Annotated in this window: 19 protein-coding genes and 1 pseudogene; 14 read left to right on the top strand and 6 right to left on the bottom strand. The window is 64.1% G+C overall.

From position 1 onward, the window contains the following. Positions 1-261: 261 nt before the first annotated feature. Positions 262-1,143, bottom strand: a complete 882-nt coding sequence (locus tag QYS36_RS11585; protein WP_308839624.1) for a manganese catalase family protein — start codon at positions 1,141-1,143, stop codon at positions 262-264. Positions 1,144-1,155: 12 nt separating this feature from the next. Continuing rightward, positions 1,156-1,410: a hypothetical protein gene (locus QYS36_RS11580; RefSeq protein WP_308839623.1), complete on the bottom strand. Its 255-nt coding sequence runs from the start codon at positions 1,408-1,410 to the stop codon at positions 1,156-1,158. Here QYS36_RS11580 and QYS36_RS11575 point away from each other — a divergent pair. Next, positions 1,409-1,918 carry a ferritin-like domain-containing protein gene (locus QYS36_RS11575; RefSeq protein ID WP_308839622.1) on the top strand — a complete coding sequence of 170 codons (510 nt, stop codon included), beginning with the start codon at positions 1,409-1,411 and terminating at the stop codon, positions 1,916-1,918. The genes QYS36_RS11580 and QYS36_RS11575 overlap by 2 nt on opposite strands. Before the next feature lie 66 nt (positions 1,919-1,984). Here QYS36_RS11575 and QYS36_RS11570 read toward each other — a convergent pair whose 3' ends face one another. Beyond that, complete coding sequence (locus QYS36_RS11570; protein WP_308839621.1) at positions 1,985-2,197, bottom strand: hypothetical protein; 213 nt, start codon at positions 2,195-2,197, stop codon at positions 1,985-1,987. Between the two features lie 354 nt (positions 2,198-2,551). Here QYS36_RS11570 and QYS36_RS11565 point away from each other — a divergent pair. The 4 genes and pseudogenes from QYS36_RS11565 to QYS36_RS11550 form a co-directional block, all read left to right on the top strand. Further along, positions 2,552-2,710, top strand: a pseudogene (locus QYS36_RS11565) (general stress protein); the annotation flags it as partial. A 180-nt stretch (positions 2,711-2,890) separates the two neighbouring features. Beyond that, entirely contained in the window at positions 2,891-3,400 is a 510-nt protein-coding gene (locus tag QYS36_RS11560) for a DUF4142 domain-containing protein (protein WP_308839620.1), read from the top strand. Positions 3,401-3,458: 58 nt separating this feature from the next. Further along, positions 3,459-4,205 (top strand): OBAP family protein, encoded by a 747-nt coding sequence (locus tag QYS36_RS11555; protein ID WP_308839769.1) that lies wholly within the window; start codon positions 3,459-3,461, stop codon positions 4,203-4,205. A gap of 69 nt (positions 4,206-4,274) precedes the next feature. Beyond that, complete coding sequence (locus QYS36_RS11550) at positions 4,275-5,081, top strand: MBL fold metallo-hydrolase (RefSeq protein ID WP_308839768.1); 807 nt, start codon at positions 4,275-4,277, stop codon at positions 5,079-5,081. 19 nt (positions 5,082-5,100) lie between these two features. Here QYS36_RS11550 and QYS36_RS11545 read toward each other — a convergent pair whose 3' ends face one another. Together QYS36_RS11545 and QYS36_RS11540 are read right to left on the bottom strand one after the other, a co-directional pair. Further along, positions 5,101-7,506, bottom strand: coding sequence for a 7TM diverse intracellular signaling domain-containing protein (locus QYS36_RS11545; protein ID WP_308839619.1), 2,406 nt, complete (start codon positions 7,504-7,506; stop codon positions 5,101-5,103). A gap of 151 nt (positions 7,507-7,657) precedes the next feature. Then, positions 7,658-8,509, bottom strand: coding sequence for an ABC transporter substrate-binding protein (locus QYS36_RS11540; RefSeq protein ID WP_308839618.1), 852 nt, complete (start codon positions 8,507-8,509; stop codon positions 7,658-7,660). 304 nt (positions 8,510-8,813) lie between these two features. On the opposite strand from QYS36_RS11540, the gene QYS36_RS11535 reads away from it, so the two are divergent. The 4 genes from QYS36_RS11535 (at position 8,814) to QYS36_RS11520 (ending at position 12,380) form a co-directional block, all read left to right on the top strand. Then, on the top strand, positions 8,814-9,647 hold the full coding sequence (locus tag QYS36_RS11535) for a bifunctional hydroxymethylpyrimidine kinase/phosphomethylpyrimidine kinase (protein ID WP_308839617.1): 834 nt from the start codon (positions 8,814-8,816) through the stop codon (positions 9,645-9,647). Next, the gene (gene thiE, locus QYS36_RS11530; RefSeq protein WP_308839616.1) at positions 9,647-10,288 is read left to right on the top strand and encodes a thiamine phosphate synthase; all 642 of its coding nucleotides are present in this window, start codon (positions 9,647-9,649) and stop codon (positions 10,286-10,288) included. The genes QYS36_RS11535 and thiE overlap by 1 nt, the downstream gene beginning before the upstream one ends. A gap of 19 nt (positions 10,289-10,307) precedes the next feature. Next, positions 10,308-11,597, top strand: coding sequence for a glutamate-1-semialdehyde 2,1-aminomutase (gene hemL / locus QYS36_RS11525; RefSeq protein WP_308839615.1), 1,290 nt, complete (start codon positions 10,308-10,310; stop codon positions 11,595-11,597). Positions 11,598-11,831: 234 nt separating this feature from the next. Further along, positions 11,832-12,380 (top strand): tetratricopeptide repeat protein, encoded by a 549-nt coding sequence (locus QYS36_RS11520; RefSeq protein ID WP_308839614.1) that lies wholly within the window; start codon positions 11,832-11,834, stop codon positions 12,378-12,380. Between the two features lie 23 nt (positions 12,381-12,403). On the opposite strand, the gene QYS36_RS11515 is transcribed toward QYS36_RS11520, so the two are convergent. Further along, a complete protein-coding gene (locus QYS36_RS11515) occupies positions 12,404-12,730 on the bottom strand; it encodes a DUF1820 family protein (protein WP_308839613.1) in 327 nt (108 codons plus the stop codon). Between the two features lie 158 nt (positions 12,731-12,888). Here QYS36_RS11515 and miaB point away from each other — a divergent pair, with 158 nt between their 5' ends. The 5 genes from miaB to lnt all read left to right on the top strand — a co-directional run bounded on the left by miaB (position 12,889) and on the right by lnt (position 18,449). After that, complete coding sequence (miaB, locus tag QYS36_RS11510) at positions 12,889-14,223, top strand: tRNA (N6-isopentenyl adenosine(37)-C2)-methylthiotransferase MiaB (protein ID WP_308839612.1); 1,335 nt, start codon at positions 12,889-12,891, stop codon at positions 14,221-14,223. 301 nt (positions 14,224-14,524) lie between these two features. Next, entirely contained in the window at positions 14,525-15,544 is a 1,020-nt protein-coding gene (locus QYS36_RS11505; RefSeq protein ID WP_308839611.1) for a PhoH family protein, read from the top strand. Continuing rightward, positions 15,541-16,014, top strand: coding sequence for an rRNA maturation RNase YbeY (ybeY, locus tag QYS36_RS11500; RefSeq protein WP_308839610.1), 474 nt, complete (start codon positions 15,541-15,543; stop codon positions 16,012-16,014). The genes QYS36_RS11505 and ybeY overlap by 4 nt, the downstream gene beginning before the upstream one ends. A gap of 25 nt (positions 16,015-16,039) precedes the next feature. Further along, entirely contained in the window at positions 16,040-16,876 is an 837-nt protein-coding gene (locus tag QYS36_RS11495; RefSeq protein WP_073261719.1) for an HlyC/CorC family transporter, read from the top strand. A 55-nt stretch (positions 16,877-16,931) separates the two neighbouring features. After that, positions 16,932-18,449, top strand: a complete 1,518-nt coding sequence (gene lnt / locus QYS36_RS11490) for an apolipoprotein N-acyltransferase (RefSeq protein ID WP_308839609.1) — start codon at positions 16,932-16,934, stop codon at positions 18,447-18,449. Positions 18,450-18,600 lie beyond the last annotated feature (151 nt).

Raw genomic sequence — 18,600 nt, 5'->3', positions numbered from 1 at the left:
GTCGGAGCCTTGCGTGGGCAGTTCAGGAGCACCCGCCAAGCGATACGGCGCTCATTGATTCTTGGCTTGGCCATGGCGGGTGCGCCCCCATGGCCTTATGCAATTGGGAGAAGCCTGCGCCGGAAAAGATTCAACCCGAAGGATCAGCGGTAACCGGCAATCACGGGCCAGGGCCGGCGAGGCTCAGGCACAAAAAAGCCAGGCCGAGCATCGCTCGCCTGGCTGATCGGTTGCCCTGCCCTACGGCTGTCGGGGCAGGTTCTACTCGGGTTTACGCGCGGCGCCAGAGCCGAGGTCGGCACCGGTGATCGAATCCAGGGTCGGATCCGATGCGGTGCGCTTGGCCATCTGCAGCAAGGTTTCAGCCTGCTTGGCCGGCAACATCACCTGCGCAGTACCATCGCCACCGTCGACCGCGGGCTGCGGACTGGCGACGAACTCCCACTGATCGCCCTCGTTCCAGGGGCCACGGCGATCCTCTTCGCCCTGGGACATGTTGAAGTACAGGCTGGTGAACTCCGGTACGCCCGGCAGCTTGCCCTGCGGGAAATTCGGCTGGATGGCATGCAGCGCCTTCTCGAAGGACTTCTGGTGCGCCAGCTCGCGGGTCATCAGAAAGGCCAGTGCATCCTTGATGCCCGGATCATCGGTGACGTTGATCAGTCGCTCGTAGATGATCTTGGCACGGGCTTCGGCGGCGATGTTCGAACGGAAATCCGCCGTCGGCTCGCCGATGGTATCGATATAGGCCGCCGTCCAGGGCACCCCAGCCGAGTTGGTCAGGGCCGGGCCGCCGCCGTACAGCAGGGAGGTGATGTGCGAGTCGTTACCGCCCTCGGTCAGTGAACGGTACAGCTCGGCCTCCTCCTCCACCGCCTCGGCCAGATCGCCTTTGGCACCCTTGTTGAGCATGCCGACGATGGAGCCGATGATCTCCAGATGGCTGAGTTCTTCGGTGGCGATATCCAGCAGCAGATCCTTGCGGCCTGCATCGTCTTCGGCCAAGCCCTGGGTGAAATAACGCATGGCCGCCGCTAACTCGCCTTGCGGGCCGCCAAATTGCTCGAGCAGCAGATTTGCCAACCCCGGATTGGGCCCGGCAACGCGTACCGTGTACTGCAATCGCTTGTTATGTACGAACATGAACTGTTCTCCTCACCGATAATAATTCCCTGCTTGGAGTTGCTCCTTGCCCTGTTCGGGCTTGTAATAAGCGAATGCAAAAGTGCGCACCAAGTTCAAGGAAAAACACTCTTTACAATTAAGCGAAACGGTAATGTCCAGGCATTCCGCCACCGAGCCGTTTCGCTTATTAGCGCTTCGTTTAATACCATTGGCGAAAAGCAATGAACCTTGGTATCCGTCACCGCCTCGGAACATGACTTGCTCATAAACGGCGGAGTCGATCATGACCACTAAACCTGAACACCTGATGAACTGGCTGCGCGATGCGCATGCCATGGAACAACAAGCGGAACGCATGCTGACGGCACAAAAAGAGCGACTGCATAATTATCCGAAGTTACGCACACGCATTGAAAAACATATCGAAGAAACCATCGGCCAGCGCCAGACGCTGGAGCAGGCATTGCTACGCCTGGACAGCGAGCCTTCCACAATGAAGGACCTGAGCGGCAAACTGATGGCCTTCGGTCAGGCCGTGGGCGGCATGGCCATGAGCGATGAAGTGGTCAAGGGCGCCATGTCGGGTTATGTATTCGAAACCCTCGAGATCGCGTCCTACACGGTGCTGATCGCGGCCGCCAAAGCCGTGGGCGACACACAGACCCAGCAGGACTGCGAAACGATCCTGCAACAGGAAATCGCCATGGCCGATTGGCTGCGCGAGCACTTGCCGGAATTGAGCCAGGCCTTCCTGGACCGCTCTGACACCCCGGGCCTGGAGGCCAAGCGCTAAGCGCCAGGCGCTGCCTGTCACACCCCACAGAAAGCCGGCGCATGCGCCGGCTTTCTGCGTCAGGGCTCAGGGCTGCTGATAATGCCCAGGCGTGGTACCCGGCTCATGGGTGCGGGTGATCTTGCTGACCTGCACATCGGTGATCTTGCCCCTGGCGCCTTCATCATGCACATGCTGTTGCGCCTGCTCGACCGTCATGCTCTCGGCATCGGACGACACTTCGAGATGCATCGGCTGGTTATCGCATATGTAATTGATCAGAAATATCTGCCCTTTCATGGTGATGCCTCGCTATCGGACTAGGCCCTGCGCGGTGCAATGGCGCAAAGCGCTTGGCGGCGTTAGGTTCATCGCGTGTCACATACAACACGCCCACCAAAATTGACTGCATATGAACCATGGCGTTCGCCACGCGCAAAAAATCAAAGAAAGAAATAGCAGCACACTGACAGCAAGCGAAACAGACAACGTTATATACAACACTTATACAACTTACTATCACAACACCATCACTTCTACCATTCATCGCCACCAGCACTTTTTTATTCGAACATTCCGCTTCACCACTGCCTCGAACTTTTACCTGCCGCTGAGGGCAGGCCACACCAAGAGGATAGAGAAATGGCTAATACCGGAAATAACAACCCAGGCAACTTCGCCAATGACCGTGAGAAAGCCAGCGAAGCCGGCAAAAAAGGCGGCCAGCACTCTGGCGGCAACTTTGCCAATGATCGTGAAAAGGCATCCGAAGCGGGCCGTAAAGGTGGTTCCAACAGCCATGGCGGACGCTAAGCCTGGAGAACGGGAGGGCTATAACCCTCCCGTTTTAAACTAATTAACGAAGCGGCCTGTACAAAGACCGCTTCGTTAATTCCAGGTGCTTTTTATCAACCTACGCCAACCGACAGCGGGTCCCGGCGATTACCACAACTGGTGTTGGCACCCGGTCACTCGACTTATCAAGGAGTCATCATGAAACGCACAGCTGTATTGATCGGCGCAACCGCCGCACTGATTTTCGCTTTCGCCGGCCTCGTCCAGGCCGCCGACAAGGTCAGCGCCAACGACTTCGCCGAGGAAGCATCGGCCAAGGGCATCGCCGAGATCGAGACCAGCAAACTGGCGCTCGAGAAAGGTAGCCATGCCGAGGTGAAGAAATTCGCCCAGACGATGATCGATGATCACACCCGTGCCAACGATGAGCTCAAGGCACTGGCCGAGAAGAAAAACCTCGAGGTCTCCGATGACGCCGAACTGATGAACAAGGCCAAGGCCATGATCCTGCAGGTTCGCGATGGCGAGAACTTCGACGAGGCTTACGCCAACAACCAGGTCGTCGCCCATGAGCAGGCCATCGAGCTGTATCAGCAAGCCGCAGCCTCCGACGACACCGAGGTGAGCGCCTGGGCCAAGAAGACCCTGCCCAAACTGGAGCATCACCTGGAAATGGCCAAAGAGCTGCAAAGCAAGACTCGCCAGTAATTTCAACGCCAGGCTCGGCACCTGTCGAGCCTGGTCATGACGAAGGACGGCCGTGCTTATGCGAATCCGCCTGACGCTGTTGCCGCTGCTGGCGACCCTGCCCTTGAGCGCCTGCCTCGGCACCGCAAGCCACTCCAATGTCGGCACCGAGGGCGCTCCCAGCAAAGCCGACACCCGATTGCTTGAAGCCGGCGCAGCCGCCTTGCAATCCCAACCGCCCATCGCTGCACTGAACGCCTACCTCGACGGTTTTCACTTCTACAACGGCAGACCGGACGCCCAGATGGAAGCCCACCACTACTGCTCCATCCTCAGCGAAGAGCTGATTCAGTGCGTGATCTACGACGGCAACGTCAGGGACGCCAAGCTGATGGGAGTCGAGTACATCATCAGCGAACGGCTGTTCAAGACCCTGCCCGATGACGAAAAGGCGCTGTGGCACAGTCACGTGCATGAGGTGAAATCCGGCCAGCTGGTGGCCCCCGGCATTCCCGAGGTCGCCGAGCATGCGCTGATGCGCAAGCTGGTGCGCACCTACGGCAAGACCTGGCACACCTGGCATACCGATCAGCAGAAGAGCCTGCCGCTCGGCGTGCCGCAGTTGATGATGGGCTTCACTGCCGATGGCCAGGTGGATCCACGCATGGTCGACGAGCGCGACCAGCGCCTGGGCATCGACAGCGCGAAAAAACGCCGGAACCGCGCCGACATCGAACGCCCCGCCGTTCAGCCCGGCGCCGATGCCTGGCAGAAGGGCAAGGTGTTTCAGATCGAAGACCCCACTGGTGCCCACGTGCATCATTGACCTGCCGTCTCGCCATGCTGCCTTGCGACCGACGGGCGCAGCATGCCCGGCGCCACGGGAATAACCATGATCAAGATCCATCATCTCGATTGCGGCTGCATGTGCCCGTTTGGCGGCGCGCTGTTCGACGGGTTCAGCAAAGGCCCCAGGGCTCATCTGTGCTGCCACTGCCTGCTGCTGGAGACCGATGGTGACGGACTGGTGCTGGTCGACACCGGTTTTGGTGAAGCTGACGTGCGCGACCCGACGCGGCTGAGCCGGTTTTTTCGGCTGTTCAACAATATCCAGTTCGATCCCGCACGCACGGCCGTTGCGCAGCTTCGCAAGCTGGGCTTTCAAGCGGCGGACGTGCAGCACATCCTGCTCACCCACCTGGACTTCGATCACGCCGGTGGCCTGGGCGACTTTCCCAACGCCACCGTTCACCTGATGCAGGATGAGCACGCTGCGGTCCAACAGCTGAGAGGATTTCTGCCGCGCCGACGCTTCGTCCCGGTCCAATGGCATGGAGTCAGTCGCTGGCGACTGTACCGTGAGGAAGGTGATCAGTGGTTCGGGTTCCAGTCGGTGCGCAGCGTGGTCGACGACATCCTGCTGATTCCGCTGCGCGGCCATACTGCCGGTCACGCGGGTATCGCCGTACGTGGTGAAGACGGCTGGGCGCTGCACGCCGGTGACGCCTATTTCTTTCGCGACGAGATCGGCCAGGCGGCGCGCCGATGCCCGCCCGGGCTGCGCCTGTATCAGCGGTTGATGGACACCGACCACCACCAGCGGATGCTCAACCAGCACCGCCTGCGTGCGCTGTCACTACAGCAGCCGCAGCTGGCCATCTTCTGCAGCCACGATGCCCGCGAGCTGGCGCGCTACTCATAGCCCCGCATCGCCCCCTCGGTCAGGCCGGGCGGCACAGCACCCATTCGTGGAGCAATACCCGCAACTCGTCGAATTTCACCGGTTTGGCCAGGTAATCGCTCATGCCTGCTGCCAGGCAACGCTCGCGGTCACCCGACTGGCTGTGGGCAGTGATCGCCAGCACCGGCAGTTCGGCGCAGGCCGGCAGCTGGCGCAGGGCACGGCAGGTGGCGAAACCGTCCATCACCGGCATCTGGCAATCGAGCAGCACCACGTCGATGGGCTCGCGCTGCAGGCATTCCAGCGCTTCGTTGCCATTGTCGGCGGTGCGCACCCGGTAGCCGAGCTTGAGCAACATGCCGCGGATCACCAATTGGTTGATGGCATTGTCCTCGACCACCAGCACCGTGCACTGCTCGGCAGCGCGTAGCGCGGTACCGCTGCTGCGCCGTACCGCCGGCTGCTCGGCGGGCCTCTGCACCGGCAGCGCCAGGGTCAGGTCGAGACGGAAGATGCTGCCACCCGCTCCGGCGCGATTGGGCTCGTAGGCGAGACTGCCACCGAGCAGGTCTACCAACTGGCGGCAGATGCTCAGGCCGATGCCCAAACCACCGTATTGGCGGGTCATCGAGGTGTCGAGCTGATGAAAGCGGCGGTACAGGTCGGTTTCCCGGACGTTCTCCAGGCCGATACCGGCGTCGATCACCTCGAAGCTCAGCGGCAGGCTGTCCACGGCTGACTGGGCGGTGCCGCGCACGCGCAGCTGTACCTTGCCCACGGCGGTGAACTTGACGGCATTGTCGAGCAGGTAGCCCAGTGCCTGGGCCAGCTTCTGGCCGTCGCCTTCCACGGTATCGGGCAGGCGCTCGTCGAGGTCCAGGCTGAAATCCAGCCCCTTGTCGCGGGCGCGGCCCTCGAAATTGGCGCACAAGCCGTCGAGCAAGCCGCGCAGGCTGAAGGTTTCCCGGCGCGGATAGAGCCGGCCGGCCTGCAGCTCGGTGAGGGCGAGGATGTCGTTGACCATCTGCATCATGTCCCGCGCCGAGCGGGTCGCGGTCTTCTGGTACTGCTCCACCTCGGGATCCAGACGCAGGGTCTGCATCAGTTCCAGCGAACCGATCACGCCATTCATTGGCGTGCGCAGCTCATGGGTCACGGTGGCCAGGAAGTCGTCCTTGAGGCGATTGCTATCGGCCAACTGGTGATTGAGCGCCTCCAGCTTGGCACTGGCGCTCTGCAGGATGCGCGCGCGCTCTTCCTTCATGGCGTTGATGCGGTCGGCCAGGGCCAGGGACAGCAGCGCCACCTCGATGGCACTGCCGATCTGGCTGGCGTACATGGTCAGGAACACGTTGGGCAGGTAGCCGAGCACCATCAGCGTGTTGACCACGCCACCGAGCAGGAACGCCGCCCAGGCGATCAGGAAGTAACGCGCCACGCGCATGCCGCGCCACCAGGCCAGCGCACCGGCTATCGGCACCACCAGGGTGAACACCAGGGCCAGCACAGTGGCCAGGCGCAGCGACAGGGCGTAGCTGGCGCACAGTGCCAGTACCATCACCAGCACGCCCCAGAGCATCAGCAGCAGCAGGCTGCGATCCACCCAGGGGCTGTGCCCGCGGGTGTGCAGGAAGCTGCGCGCGAACTGGCAGCCGAACAGGGCCGACGCGCCGATCAGGAACGGCGTGGCGGCGTTGGCCCACCAGGGGTTGTCAGGCCACAGGAACTCGATGCCGGCGCCATTGACCGACACCTGATACAGGCCGAACGAGGCGATGTAGAGGATGTAATAGAGGTAGCTGGTGTCGCGCACACTGATGAAGATGAACAGGTTGTAGATCAGCATCACCAGCAACACGCCGTAGATGATGCCCAGCACGTAGATGCGCGCCGGCTGCTCCTCCAGGTAGGCGGCCGGCGACCACAGGCTCAGCGGCGCCTGGATCGAACCCTGGCTTTCCAGGCGCAGGTAGATGCGGCGCACCTGCTCGGGCTGGAAGTCGAGGGTGAACAGGTAGTTGTTCTGGCGAATTTCGCGGCTGGAGAACGGCAGCGCATCGCCGGTGCGATGGCTCAGGTGAAAGCGGCCATCGGCGCCCTCTTCGTAGAGTTCCAGGTGATCCAGCGGCGGATAGGCGAGTTCCAGCAGCCAGCTCTGCGGATTGGCGCTGGCAGTGCCGCGGGGGCGAAACTGCAGGTCGATGCGCAACCAGAACGCCGAGCGTGAATAGCCGGCGTTCAACACCGCCTTGTCATGCTGCCGGAAGCTGCCCTGCAGGGCACTGGACGTGACGTCGTCGATGCTCTTGTCACCGCGCACGTCTTCGAACACCGCCATGTGTTCGCCGAGCGGCAACACGCGGGTGCGCTCGTCGAATACCGCCGGATCGGCGGCACTGGCCAGCAATGGGCATAGCGCCAGAAGAAGGATCAGGAAAAAACCCATGCAGCCCCGCAGATGGCCCTGTTGTGCCGCATCGCAAGGCCCCACGCCTTGGAAGTGATGCGGCCGTTCACGGCACGACATATGTATGAATGCCGGCAACTCTAGGGAGGGTGATCGCACATCGCAAGGGCCATGACGAGCAAACCTCGACTCAGGGCGCCGGCAGACTCAACAACGCCTTGGTGATGGCCTCGGCCAGGTACTGGATGGAAAACACCCCGCCGTGGGCCCAGGTACCGGGCATCGCCGCGAAACGGTCGGCACGCACGAACGGCATGGCCCGCCACTCGCGCGTGGCGAACAGCTGCGCCTGGCCGGCAAACGGCTCGACATACAGCACCACACCCTCCTCGATGCCGGCCAGGGCCTGCACCGGCACCACCGCCTCGCGCGGCTGCGGGTAGGCGGGCTGCAGGTGCAACTGCTGCAGGGCATGCTCGATCATCGAATCACCGCCATCGACGCGCACCGTGTTCGGCGAGGTGAAGCGGATCACCACGACCTTCGGCAACTGCCCGCGAAAATGCTCGACCAGTTGGCGATGCAGCTCATCGACCTGCACCTGCATCGCGGCCAGCTCGCGCAGCGCATGATCCTCGCGGCCGAAGCGCTGGGCCAGGGCCAGGTAGTCGTCACGGGCGACCAGGTAACTGTCGTGCTCCTGGGACAGGCTGCCATAGGCGGTGACCGGGGCAATGCGTGCCAGTTGCGCGCGCATGCCCGCCTGCGCCTCGCCGATGACGATCAGGTCCGGCTTGAGTGCGGCCAATTGCTCGAGGTCCGGCGCACGCCGCGAGCCCGCGCTGGGCACCTGGGCCGGTAATGGCGGGCGCGCCACCTCGGTTCGGTACTGATCGGCATCGGCCACGGCAATCGGCGTGATATCGAGCTTGAGCAGGTGCTCGGTGGCCTCCCAGCTCAGCGCCACCACCCGCGGCTCGGCCTGGGCCAGGCCAGCCAGCAGGCACAGCAGCACCGCGACACAACGCAACAGATTGTTCATGCCAGGCGCCTTCTGCCCTGCCGATAAGGAACGTGCACGCCTCGCGACCGCGAGGCAGGGCCATCGTACAAACACCCCTGGCGGGGCTCAAGGCCCCAGGTTCTGTTGACCGCTCATCGACAGCCCCTGGGGGTGCCGGCTACCCCAGCCATGCCCCGCCCCTCGAACCGGCCCGGCCTCATCGTCGCCCATAAAATGTTAAGCTCGCGCCACAGCAAATGCCGCCTGCCATGTGCCGGTGCGAGCCCGATCAACCCGGTACCGCGGCCACCGCCGTACCCGTAAACCGGAACCCGCGACACAGATGATCGACTTTGGCCTTCCCGATTACCCCCGCAGTACCGCCCGCCTCGCCCCGTCGCGCCCGGTGGTGCTGTGCCTGTCCGGCCACGACCCGAGCGGCGGCGCCGGCCTGCAGGCCGACATCGAAGCCCTGCTCGCCCAGGGCTGCCACGCGGCCCCGACGGTCACCGCGCTGACCGTGCAGGACACCGTCGACGTCAGCGACTTCCGGGTCCTGGATCGCGACTGGGTACTGGCCCAGGCCCATGCGGTGATCGCCGACATGCCGGTGGCCGCGGTCAAGCTGGGCATGCTCGGCTCGGTGGAAATGGTCGACACCGTGCTGATGATCATGGCCAAGCTGCCCGGTGTACCGCTGGTCTGCGACCCGGTGCTGCGTGCCGGTGGCGGCGGCGCCCTGGGCAAGGAGGACGTCGGCTTCGCCATGCGCGAACGGCTGTTCGCCGCTTCCACCATCGCCACCCCGAACCTGCCCGAGGCGCGCATCCTCGCCGAGCTGCCGGATGGCAGCGCGGACCAGTGCGCCGAAAAGCTGCTGCCGTACATCGAGTACCTGCTGATCACCGGCGGCCATGGCGACGAAAGCGACGTCCACAACCGCCTGTACCTGCGCGATGGCAGCCGCCATGACTTTACCTGCGCGCGCCTGCCTGGCAGCTACCATGGCTCGGGCTGCACCCTGGCCAGCACCCTGGCCGGGCGCCTGGCCCTGGGCCAGGACCTGATCGGCGCGGTACAGACCGCCCTGGACTACACCTGGCGCACCCTGCGCGACGCCGAGCAACCCGGCCGTGGCCAGTTCGTGCCGCGCCGCCTGCCACTGGACCTCAGCTGATGGCGACGCCCGGCCACCTGCGCGGCCTCTACGCGATCACCGACAGCCAATTGCTCGCCGGTGGCAAGCTGCTGCCCTACGTGGAAGCGGCCCTGGCCGGTGGCGCACGCCTGCTGCAATACCGCGACAAGTCCACCGACGAGGCCCGTCGCCTGCGCGAGGCCGAAGCCCTGCGCAGGCTATGCGAGAGCCATGGTGCCACCCTGATCATCAATGACGATGCCGAGCTGGCCGCCCGCCTCGGCGTCGGCCTGCACCTCGGCCAGGAAGACGGCTCGCTGGCGGCGGCCCGTGCCCTGCTTGGCCGCCAGGCGATCATCGGCGCGACCTGCCACGCCCAGCTGGCCCTGGCCGAACAGGCGGCCGGCGAAGGCGCCAGCTACGTGGCCTTCGGCCGCTTCTTCAATTCGCTGACCAAACCCGGCGCCCCGGCCGCCAGCCTCGACCTGCTGACGACCGCCAGGGCCCGCGTGGCGCTGCCGATCGTCGCCATCGGCGGCATCGACCTGCGCAACGCCGCACCACTGATCGCACACGGCGCCAGCATGATCGCCGTGATCCATGCCCTGTTCGCCGCCGAATCGCCCGCCGAGGTCGAGCGCCGCGCGCGCGCCTTCAGCGCGCTGTTCGACGCGAACTGACTGACCTTAGGAGACCCCCATGTCCCGCTCCGAAACGCTGTTCGCCAACGCCCAGAAACACATCCCCGGCGGCGTCAACTCGCCGGTCCGCGCCTTCAAGAGCGTGGGTGGCACGCCGTTGTTCTTCAAGCACGCCGAGGGCGCCTACGTCACCGACGAAGATGACCAGCGCTACGTAGACTACGTCGGCTCCTGGGGCCCGATGATTCTCGGCCACAGCCACCCGGAGGTGCTCGATGCGGTGCGCAAGCAGCTCGACCACGGCCTCTCCTACGGCGCGCCGACCGCCATGGAAACCGAGATGGCCGACCTGGTCTGCTCGATCGTGCCGTCCATGGAAATGGTGCGCATGGTCAGCTCGGGCACCGAGGCGACCATGAGCGCCATCCGCCTGGCCCGTGGCTACACCGGCCGTGACGCGATCATCAAGTTCGAAGGCTGCTACCACGGCCACTCCGACAGCCTGCTGGTCAAGGCCGGCTCCGGCCTGCTGACCCAGGGCGTGCCCAGCTCGGCGGGCGTGCCGGCGGATTTCGCCAAGCACACCCTGACGCTGCCGTTCAACGACATCGACGCGGTCGAGCAGACCCTGGCCGACGTTGGCCAGAGCGTGGCCTGCATCATCGTCGAGCCGGTGGCCGGCAACATGAACTGCGTGCCGCCGGCACCGGGCTTCCTCGAAGGCCTGCGCGAGCAGTGCGACAAACATGGCGTGGTGCTGATCTTCGATGAGGTGATGACCGGTTTCCGCGTTGCCCTCGGCGGCGCCCAGGCGCACTACGGCGTCACCCCGGATCTGTCGACCTTCGGCAAGATCGTCGGCGGCGGCATGCCGGTCGGCTGCTTTGGCGGCAAGCGCGCGATCATGCAGCACATCGCCCCGCTCGGCCCGGTCTACCAGGCCGGCACCCTGTCGGGTAACCCGCTGGCCATGGCCGCCGGCCTGGCCACCCTGAAGCTGATCAGCCGCCCGGGCTTTCACGCCGAGCTCGCCGACTACACCAGCCGCCTGCTGCAGGGCCTGCAGGATCGCGCCGATGCCGCCGGTATCCCGTTCGTCACCACCCAGGCAGGTGGCATGTTCGGCCTATACTTCAGTGGCGCCGACGATATCGTCACCTTCGACGACGTGATGGCCAGCGACGCCGAGCGTTTCAAGCGCTTCTTCCACCTGATGCTCGAAGGTGGTGTATACCTGGCACCAAGCGCCTTCGAGGCCGGCTTCACCTCCATCGCCCATGGCGAAACCGAGCTGAAACTGACCCTGGATGCGGCCGAGCGCGCCTTCGCCGCCCTCAAGCAGGCGTGATCGAAGCGGTGCCGTTCGGCGCCTGAGGTGAACGGCGGGAGGCCTGGGCAGATCTCTGTGAAACCACCCGCCGCACACAAACCGACCATCTGGTGACACTTTTGCGCAAGGTTGAGGCAGAAAAGCCGGCAAAGACTTTGTAAGAACAGTGCTGCTTATTTCATAATGTGATGCCGAGCCCATTTGGCCTCGTCATCCTCCCACCTGTCAGCCTGTCGAGGTATCCGGATCTTCATGAAGCGCACCGGCCGCACCCTGTCTCTGGGCTGCCTGTTGCTCCTGCTGCCAACGCTCGGCGTGGCGGATGGAAACTCATTGCTGATCCCGGCGACCGGGAGCTGCTCGCTCAATGTCGCCGCCGAAGACCTGCCCGCCGCCCTGCAAGCCTGCCAACAGAGCGCAGACGGTGGCGATGCCCAGGCCCAGTACGAACTCGGCGAGTTCTACTACGAAGGCCGCGCCGGCGAGCGTGACCTGCCCCAGGCGCTGAACTGGTTCGAACACGCCTCTCTGCAGGGCCACGCCCAGGCGCAGTATCGCCTGGGCATGATGTTCTTCCGTGGCGAAGGCGTGGCGGCCAATAACGTGCAGGCCTACATCGTGCTGAAGATGGCCGCGGTCAACGGCTCGGATGAAGCGATGGATGGTGCCGACGAGGTGGCCATGCAGATGCCCCGGGCCGAACAGGAAGTCGCCACCCAGGTACTGGGGCAGATCTTCCGCAACTACCTGCAGGAACTGCAGGCCGCCGACAGCCTGTCGCCGTTCGCGCCGCTCAAGTAATCAGCGCCGCCGTTGCGTAGCGCTCACTTCTCAGGGATGGGCGGCATCGGGAACGGCATCACGTTGCTGCCGCCCTTGGCTTCGCTGATCTTTGGCGTGCCGAGGCGCTCCACCTCGTCGATGCGCACGATCGAATGCATCGGCACGAAGCTGCGCACCACGCCATCGAACTGCGCCTTGAGCTTCTCCTCGCTGGGGTCGACCACCAGCTGCGAACGCTCACCGAACACGAATTCCTCGATTTCCAGAAAGCCCCACAGATCGCTCTGGAAGATCTGCTTGGCGTACATCTCGTACACCTGGCCCTGATTGAGAAAGATCACCTTGTAGATGGGGTCGCGCTTGGTCATGAAACTCGAAGTCAGCAAAAACGGGGCGCGCAGGATAGCACAAGGTCAGAAGCTGCACGTGAAGCCCCCCACCGCGCCCCTCCCGTCCAGCACCTGTGGCCTCACGGGGCCAACCCTCCTATAATCCGCGGTCATTTTTTAACCGCCGACGAATCGCCATGACCAAGAAGCTCTATATCGAAACCCACGGTTGCCAGATGAACGAGTACGACAGCTCGCGCATGGTCGACCTGCTGGGCGAGCATCAGGCTCTGGAGGTCACCGATCGTCCGGAGGACGCCGACGTCATCCTGCTCAACACCTGCTCGATCCGCGAGAAGGCCCAGGACAAGGTGTTCTCCCAGCTCGGCCGCTGGCGTGAGCTGAAACTGGAGAACCCGGATCTGGTGATCGGCGTCGGCGGCTGCGTGGCCAGCCAGGAAGGTGCGGCGATCCGCGACCGCGCGCCTTACGTCGACGTGGTGTTCGGCCCGCAAACCCTGCACCGCCTGCCGGAAATGATCGATGCCGCGCGGCTGACCAAGACCGCCCAGGTGGACATCTCCTTCCCCGAGATCGAGAAGTTCGACCGCCTGCCCGAGCCACGGGTCGACGGCCCCAGCGCCATGGTTTCGGTCATGGAAGGCTGCAGCAAGTACTGCACTTTCTGCGTAGTGCCCTACACCCGGGGCGAGGAAGTCAGCCGGCCGCTGGACGACGTGCTCGGCGAGATCATTCACCTGGCCGAAAACGGCGTGCGTGAAGTGACCCTGCTCGGCCAGAACGTCAACGGTTACCGCGGTGAAACGCGCGACGGCGGCATCGCCGATTTCGCCGAGCTGCTGTATCTGGTGGCCGCCGTCGAGGGCATCGACCGTATTCGCTACATCACCAGCCACCCGCTGGAGTTTTCCGACGCCCTGATCAAGGCCCACGCCGACATTCCGGAGCTGGTGAAGTTTCTCCACCTGCCGGTGCAGTCCGGCTCCGACCGTATCCTTGCCGCCATGAAGCGCAACCATACGGCGCTGGAGTACAAGTCGCGGATCCGCAAACTGCGAGCTGCCGTGCCGGATATCGTGATCAGCTCGGACTTCATCGTCGGCTTCCCCGGCGAGACCGAAAAAGACTTCGAGCAGACCATGAAACTGGTCGAGGACGTCGGTTTCGACTTCTCCTACTCCTTCATGTACAGCTCGCGCCCCGGCACACCGGCCGCGGATATTCATGACGACACCCCGGAAGAAGTGAAGAAGGAACGCCTGCAGCGTCTGCAGCATCGCCTCAATCAGCAGGGTTTCGAGAACAGCCGGCGCATGGTCGGCAGCGTGCAGCGCATCCTGGTCAGCGATTTCTCGAAAAAGGATCCCGGCAAGCTGCAGGGCAAGACCGAGAACAACCGCTTCGTCAACTTCCCGTGCGACAACCCGCGCCTGATCGGCCAGTTCGTCGACGTGCATATCGACGAGGCGATGCCGCATTCGCTGCGCGGCACCCTGATCGAGCGCCATTGATAACCCATGATCAGCTGCGCGTCGGCCCTGCTGCGTTAAAAACAGGCTCGGCAAGCCGCTTGCGGCTAACGCACTTCAGTGCGGCCCGAAGGGCGAGCGAAGCGAGTAATGCTCATTTACAAGCACGTAAAGTCGCCCGCGACTCCGACCGTTCCTCGCCTGTTTTTGCCTTGCATGGCTCTAGCTCGCAAGATCATCCCAATATTTGCTCTGAGCGCGGCTGTCGGCCGTGCTTTCACTCATCCCTGGCTAGCGCTATTCTCTCCCTTCCATATCAGCCGACGGCGGCCACAAAACGACCTTGAATATCACCTCGACACCTCATCGTTTCACCCTCGAACCCTTCGAAGCCAAGCGCTTCGCCAACCTCAGCGGGCAATTCGACGAGCACCTGCGCCTGATCGAATCGCGCCTGGGCATCGAGATCCGCAACCGCGGCAACCAGTTCGAACTGCTGGGCGAGCCCGGGCAGACCACTTCTGCCGAGAACCTGCTGCGCCGCCTGTACCGTGAAACCGACGCCACCGAGCTGTCGCCGGACATGGTGCACCTGTTCCTGCAGGAATCCGGTATCGAGGAGCTCAACAGCCCCAGCGCCAACCTCAACATTGCCCTGCGTACTCGCAAGGGCATGATCCGTCCGCGTGGTGCCAACCAGCAGTTGTACGTCAAGGCGATCCTCGACCACGACATCAACTTCGGCATCGGCCCGGCCGGTACCGGCAAGACCTATCTTGCCGTGGCCGCCGCCGTGGATGCCCTGGAGCGCGAGCAGATCCGCCGCATCCTGCTGGTACGCCCGGCGGTCGAGGCGGGCGAGAAACTCGGCTTCCTGCCCGGCGACCTGTCGCAGAAGATCGACCCCTACCTGCGCCCGCTGTATGACGCCCTGTACGAGATGCTCGGCTTCGAGCAGGTGGCCAAACTGATCGAGAAGCAGGTGATCGAGGTCGCGCCGCTGGCCTACATGCGCGGCCGCACGCTGAACAACAGCTTCATCATTCTCGACGAAAGCCAGAACACCACCATGGAACAGATGAAGATGTTCCTGACCCGCATCGGCTTCGGCTCCACCGCGGTGATCACCGGCGACATCACCCAGGTCGACCTGCCGCGCGGCACCAAGAGCGGCCTGACCCACGTCATCGACGTGCTCAAGGGCGTGCCGGGCATCAGCTTCACCCACTTCAAGCCCAAGGACGTGGTGCGCCATCCGCTGGTGCAGCGCATCGTCGAAGCCTACGAGCGCTTCGATGCCGAGCGCCAGCCCTTCGATCGCCGCCCGGCGGACAACGATCCGGGAGCACGCTCCGAGCCATGATCGAACTGGATCTGCAGGTCGCCAGCGAGGCTGGCCACCTGCCCACGCTGGCCAATTTCCAGGCCTGGTGCGCCATCGCCCTGCGCCAGCGCAGCGCCGACTCGGAACTGACCATCCGCCTGGTGGACGAAGGCGAAGGGCGCGAACTCAATCGCACCTGGCGCGGCAAGGACTACGCCACCAACGTGCTGTCCTTTCCAGCCGACGTACCGGATGAAGTGGGCGGCATTCCGCTCCTCGATATCCCGCTGCTCGGCGACCTGGTGATCTGTGTGCCAGTGGTCGAGCGCGAGGCTGTCGAGCAAGGCAAGACCCCGGAGGCGCACTGGGCGCATCTGGTGATTCACGGCTGTTTGCATCTCTTGGGCTACGACCACATCGACGATGAGGAAGCCGAGGAAATGGAAGCGCTGGAACGATTATTGCTCGCCGAGCTGGGTCACCCCGACCCGTATGCCGGCGACGAATGACTATAGGGATCCCGAGTAAAACGCCATGAGCGAAGACCGATCGAGCAACGAGCAGAAGTCCTGGTTGAACAAACTGACCCAGGCTTTTGCTCATGAGCCGAAAAACCGCCAGGAACTGCTGGAAGTCCTGCGCGATGCCCACCAGAACAAACTGCTCGACAGCGAGGCCCTGGCCATCGTCGAAGGCGCCATCCAGGTCGCCGACCTGCAGGTTCGCGACATCATGGTGCCGCGCTCCCAGGTGGTGACCATCAAGGCCAGCCAGTCCCCCAAGGAATTCCTGCCCGTCATCATCGAAGCGGCGCACTCGCGCTACCCGGTGATCGGCGAAACCCTCGACGACGTGCTCGGCATTCTGCTCGCCAAGGATCTGCTGCCCTTGCTGCTGGCCGACCAGCCCGACTTCAACATCCGCGACATGCTGCGCCCGGCCACCTTCGTGCCCGAGTCCAAGCGCCTCAACGTGCTGCTGCGCGAATTCCGCGCCAACCACAACCATATGGCGGTGGTGATCGACGAATACGGTGGCGTCGCCGGCCTGGTGACCATCGAGGACGTGCTCGAGCAGATCGTCGGTGATATCGAAGACGAGCACGACGTCGAGGAAGACAGCTACGTCAAGCCGCTGCCCAGTGGCGACTTCCTGGTCAAGGCGCTGACGCCCATCGATCACTTCAACGAAACCTTCACCACCGATTTCTCCGACGACGAGTTCGATACCGTCGGCGGCCTGGTGATGAGCGCCTTCGGCCACCTGCCCAAGCGCAACGAAGTGACGGTGATCGGCGAGTTCCGCTTTCGCGTGCTCAATGCCGACAGCCGCCGGGTGCATCTGCTGCGCCTGACACCGCTGGCCCGCTGACCTGACACCCCGCCCTCCGGCGGGGTGTTTGCTTGTTTCGATTGTGAGTCCCTCGATGAACCGACTGTTCCAACCCGGCTGGCCCGGCAACCTGATCGCCCTGCTGGCGGGCGCGCTGACCACCCTGGCACTGGCGCCCTACGGCATCTGGCCGCTGGCGCTGCTGTCGATCGCCCTGCTCTACCGCGGCCTGCGCGCGCTGACCCCACGCCAGGCCGCCTGGCGCGGCTGGTGGTACGGCTTCGGCCTGTTCGCGTCGGGCACCAGCTGGGTGTATGTGAGCATTCACGACTACGGCGCGGCATCGCCGCCGCTGGCGGCGTTCCTGACCCTGGGTTTCGTCGCCGGCCTTGGCCTGCTCTTCGCACTCGCCGCCTGGCTGTGGGCCCTGTGCCTGCGCCGCGACAGCGCGCCACTGGCTGATGCCCTGGCGTTCGCCGCACTGTGGGTGGCGCAGGAGGCGTTTCGCGGCTGGTTCCTTACCGGTTTTCCGTGGCTCTATGCCGGCTACAGCCAGCTCGACGGCCCCATGGCCGGCCTGGCGCCGATCGGCGGCGTGTGGCTGCTGTCGTTCGCCCTGGCGCTGAGCGCGGCGCTGCTGGTCAACCTGCCGCGCCTGTACGGCAACAAGCCGCAACTGGCCGAGGCGCTGGTGCTGCTGATCGCCCCCTGGCTGCTCGGCGCGGCGTTCAAGGATCACCCCTGGACCGCTCCGGCCGGCGAGCCGCTGAGCGTCGCGGCGATCCAGGGCAACGTGGAGCAGAACCTCAAGTGGGACCCGGCCCAGCTCAATGCCCAGCTGGCGCTGTACCGCGACATGAGCTTCGCCAGCAAGCCGGTGGACATCCTGGTGTGGCCGGAAACCGCGGTGCCGGTGCTCAAGGAGCAGGCCATCGGCTACCTGAGCATGATGGATCGCTTCGCCAGCGACCGGCAGAGTGCGCTGATCACCGGGGTGCCGATCCGCCAGCCCAACGCCGAGGGCGAGATGCGCTATTACAACGCTGTCAGCGTGGTCGGCCAGGGCAGCGGTGACTACCTCAAGCAGCGCCTGGTGCCGTTTGGTGAGTACGTACCGCTGCAGGACATGCTGCGCGGGCTGATCGCCTTCTTCGACCTGCCGATGTCCGACTTCGCCCGTGGTGAACACGGCCAGCCGCTGCTGGAAGCCAAAGGGCATCGCATCGCGACCTTCATCTGCTACGAAGTGGTCTACCCGGAGTTCGCCGCTGAAATGGCCGCGCAGAGCGACCTGCTGCTGACGGTCAGCAATGACACCTGGTTCGGCAAATCGATCGGCCCGCTGCAGCACCTGCAGATGGCGCAGATGCGCGCCCTGGAAGCCGGTCGCTGGATGATCCGCGCCACCAACAACGGCGTGACCGTGCTGATCGACCCGTTCGGGCGCATCACCGAGCGCCTGGCGCAATTCGAACAGGCCACGCTGTACGGCCAGGTGCAGCCCATGCAGCACCTGACGCCCTACCTGCAATGGCGCTCGTGGCCGCTGATCATCCTCTGCAGCCTGCTCGCCGGCTGGGCACTGCTGCGCCGCCGCCGGGACGCCAAGTAGAGAAGTTGAGCCGGCTGTGGGCTAAAGCCCATCCTGCGTCGTGGAAGGCGCCGCTTATCTCATGTGGGAACGGGCCATGCCCGTGATCGTCGCGCGCATGGCGCGCTCCCACAAATGGGGACAACCCTTAAAGTGGTGCGCCGAGCCAGGC

Origin of the sequence: Pseudomonas sp. G34, assembly GCF_031119625.1 — a bacterium.
Taxonomy (GTDB): domain Bacteria; phylum Pseudomonadota; class Gammaproteobacteria; order Pseudomonadales; family Pseudomonadaceae; genus Aquipseudomonas.
Note: the sequence above shows the minus strand (reverse complement) of the source record. Positions and strands in the feature narration are given on the sequence as shown.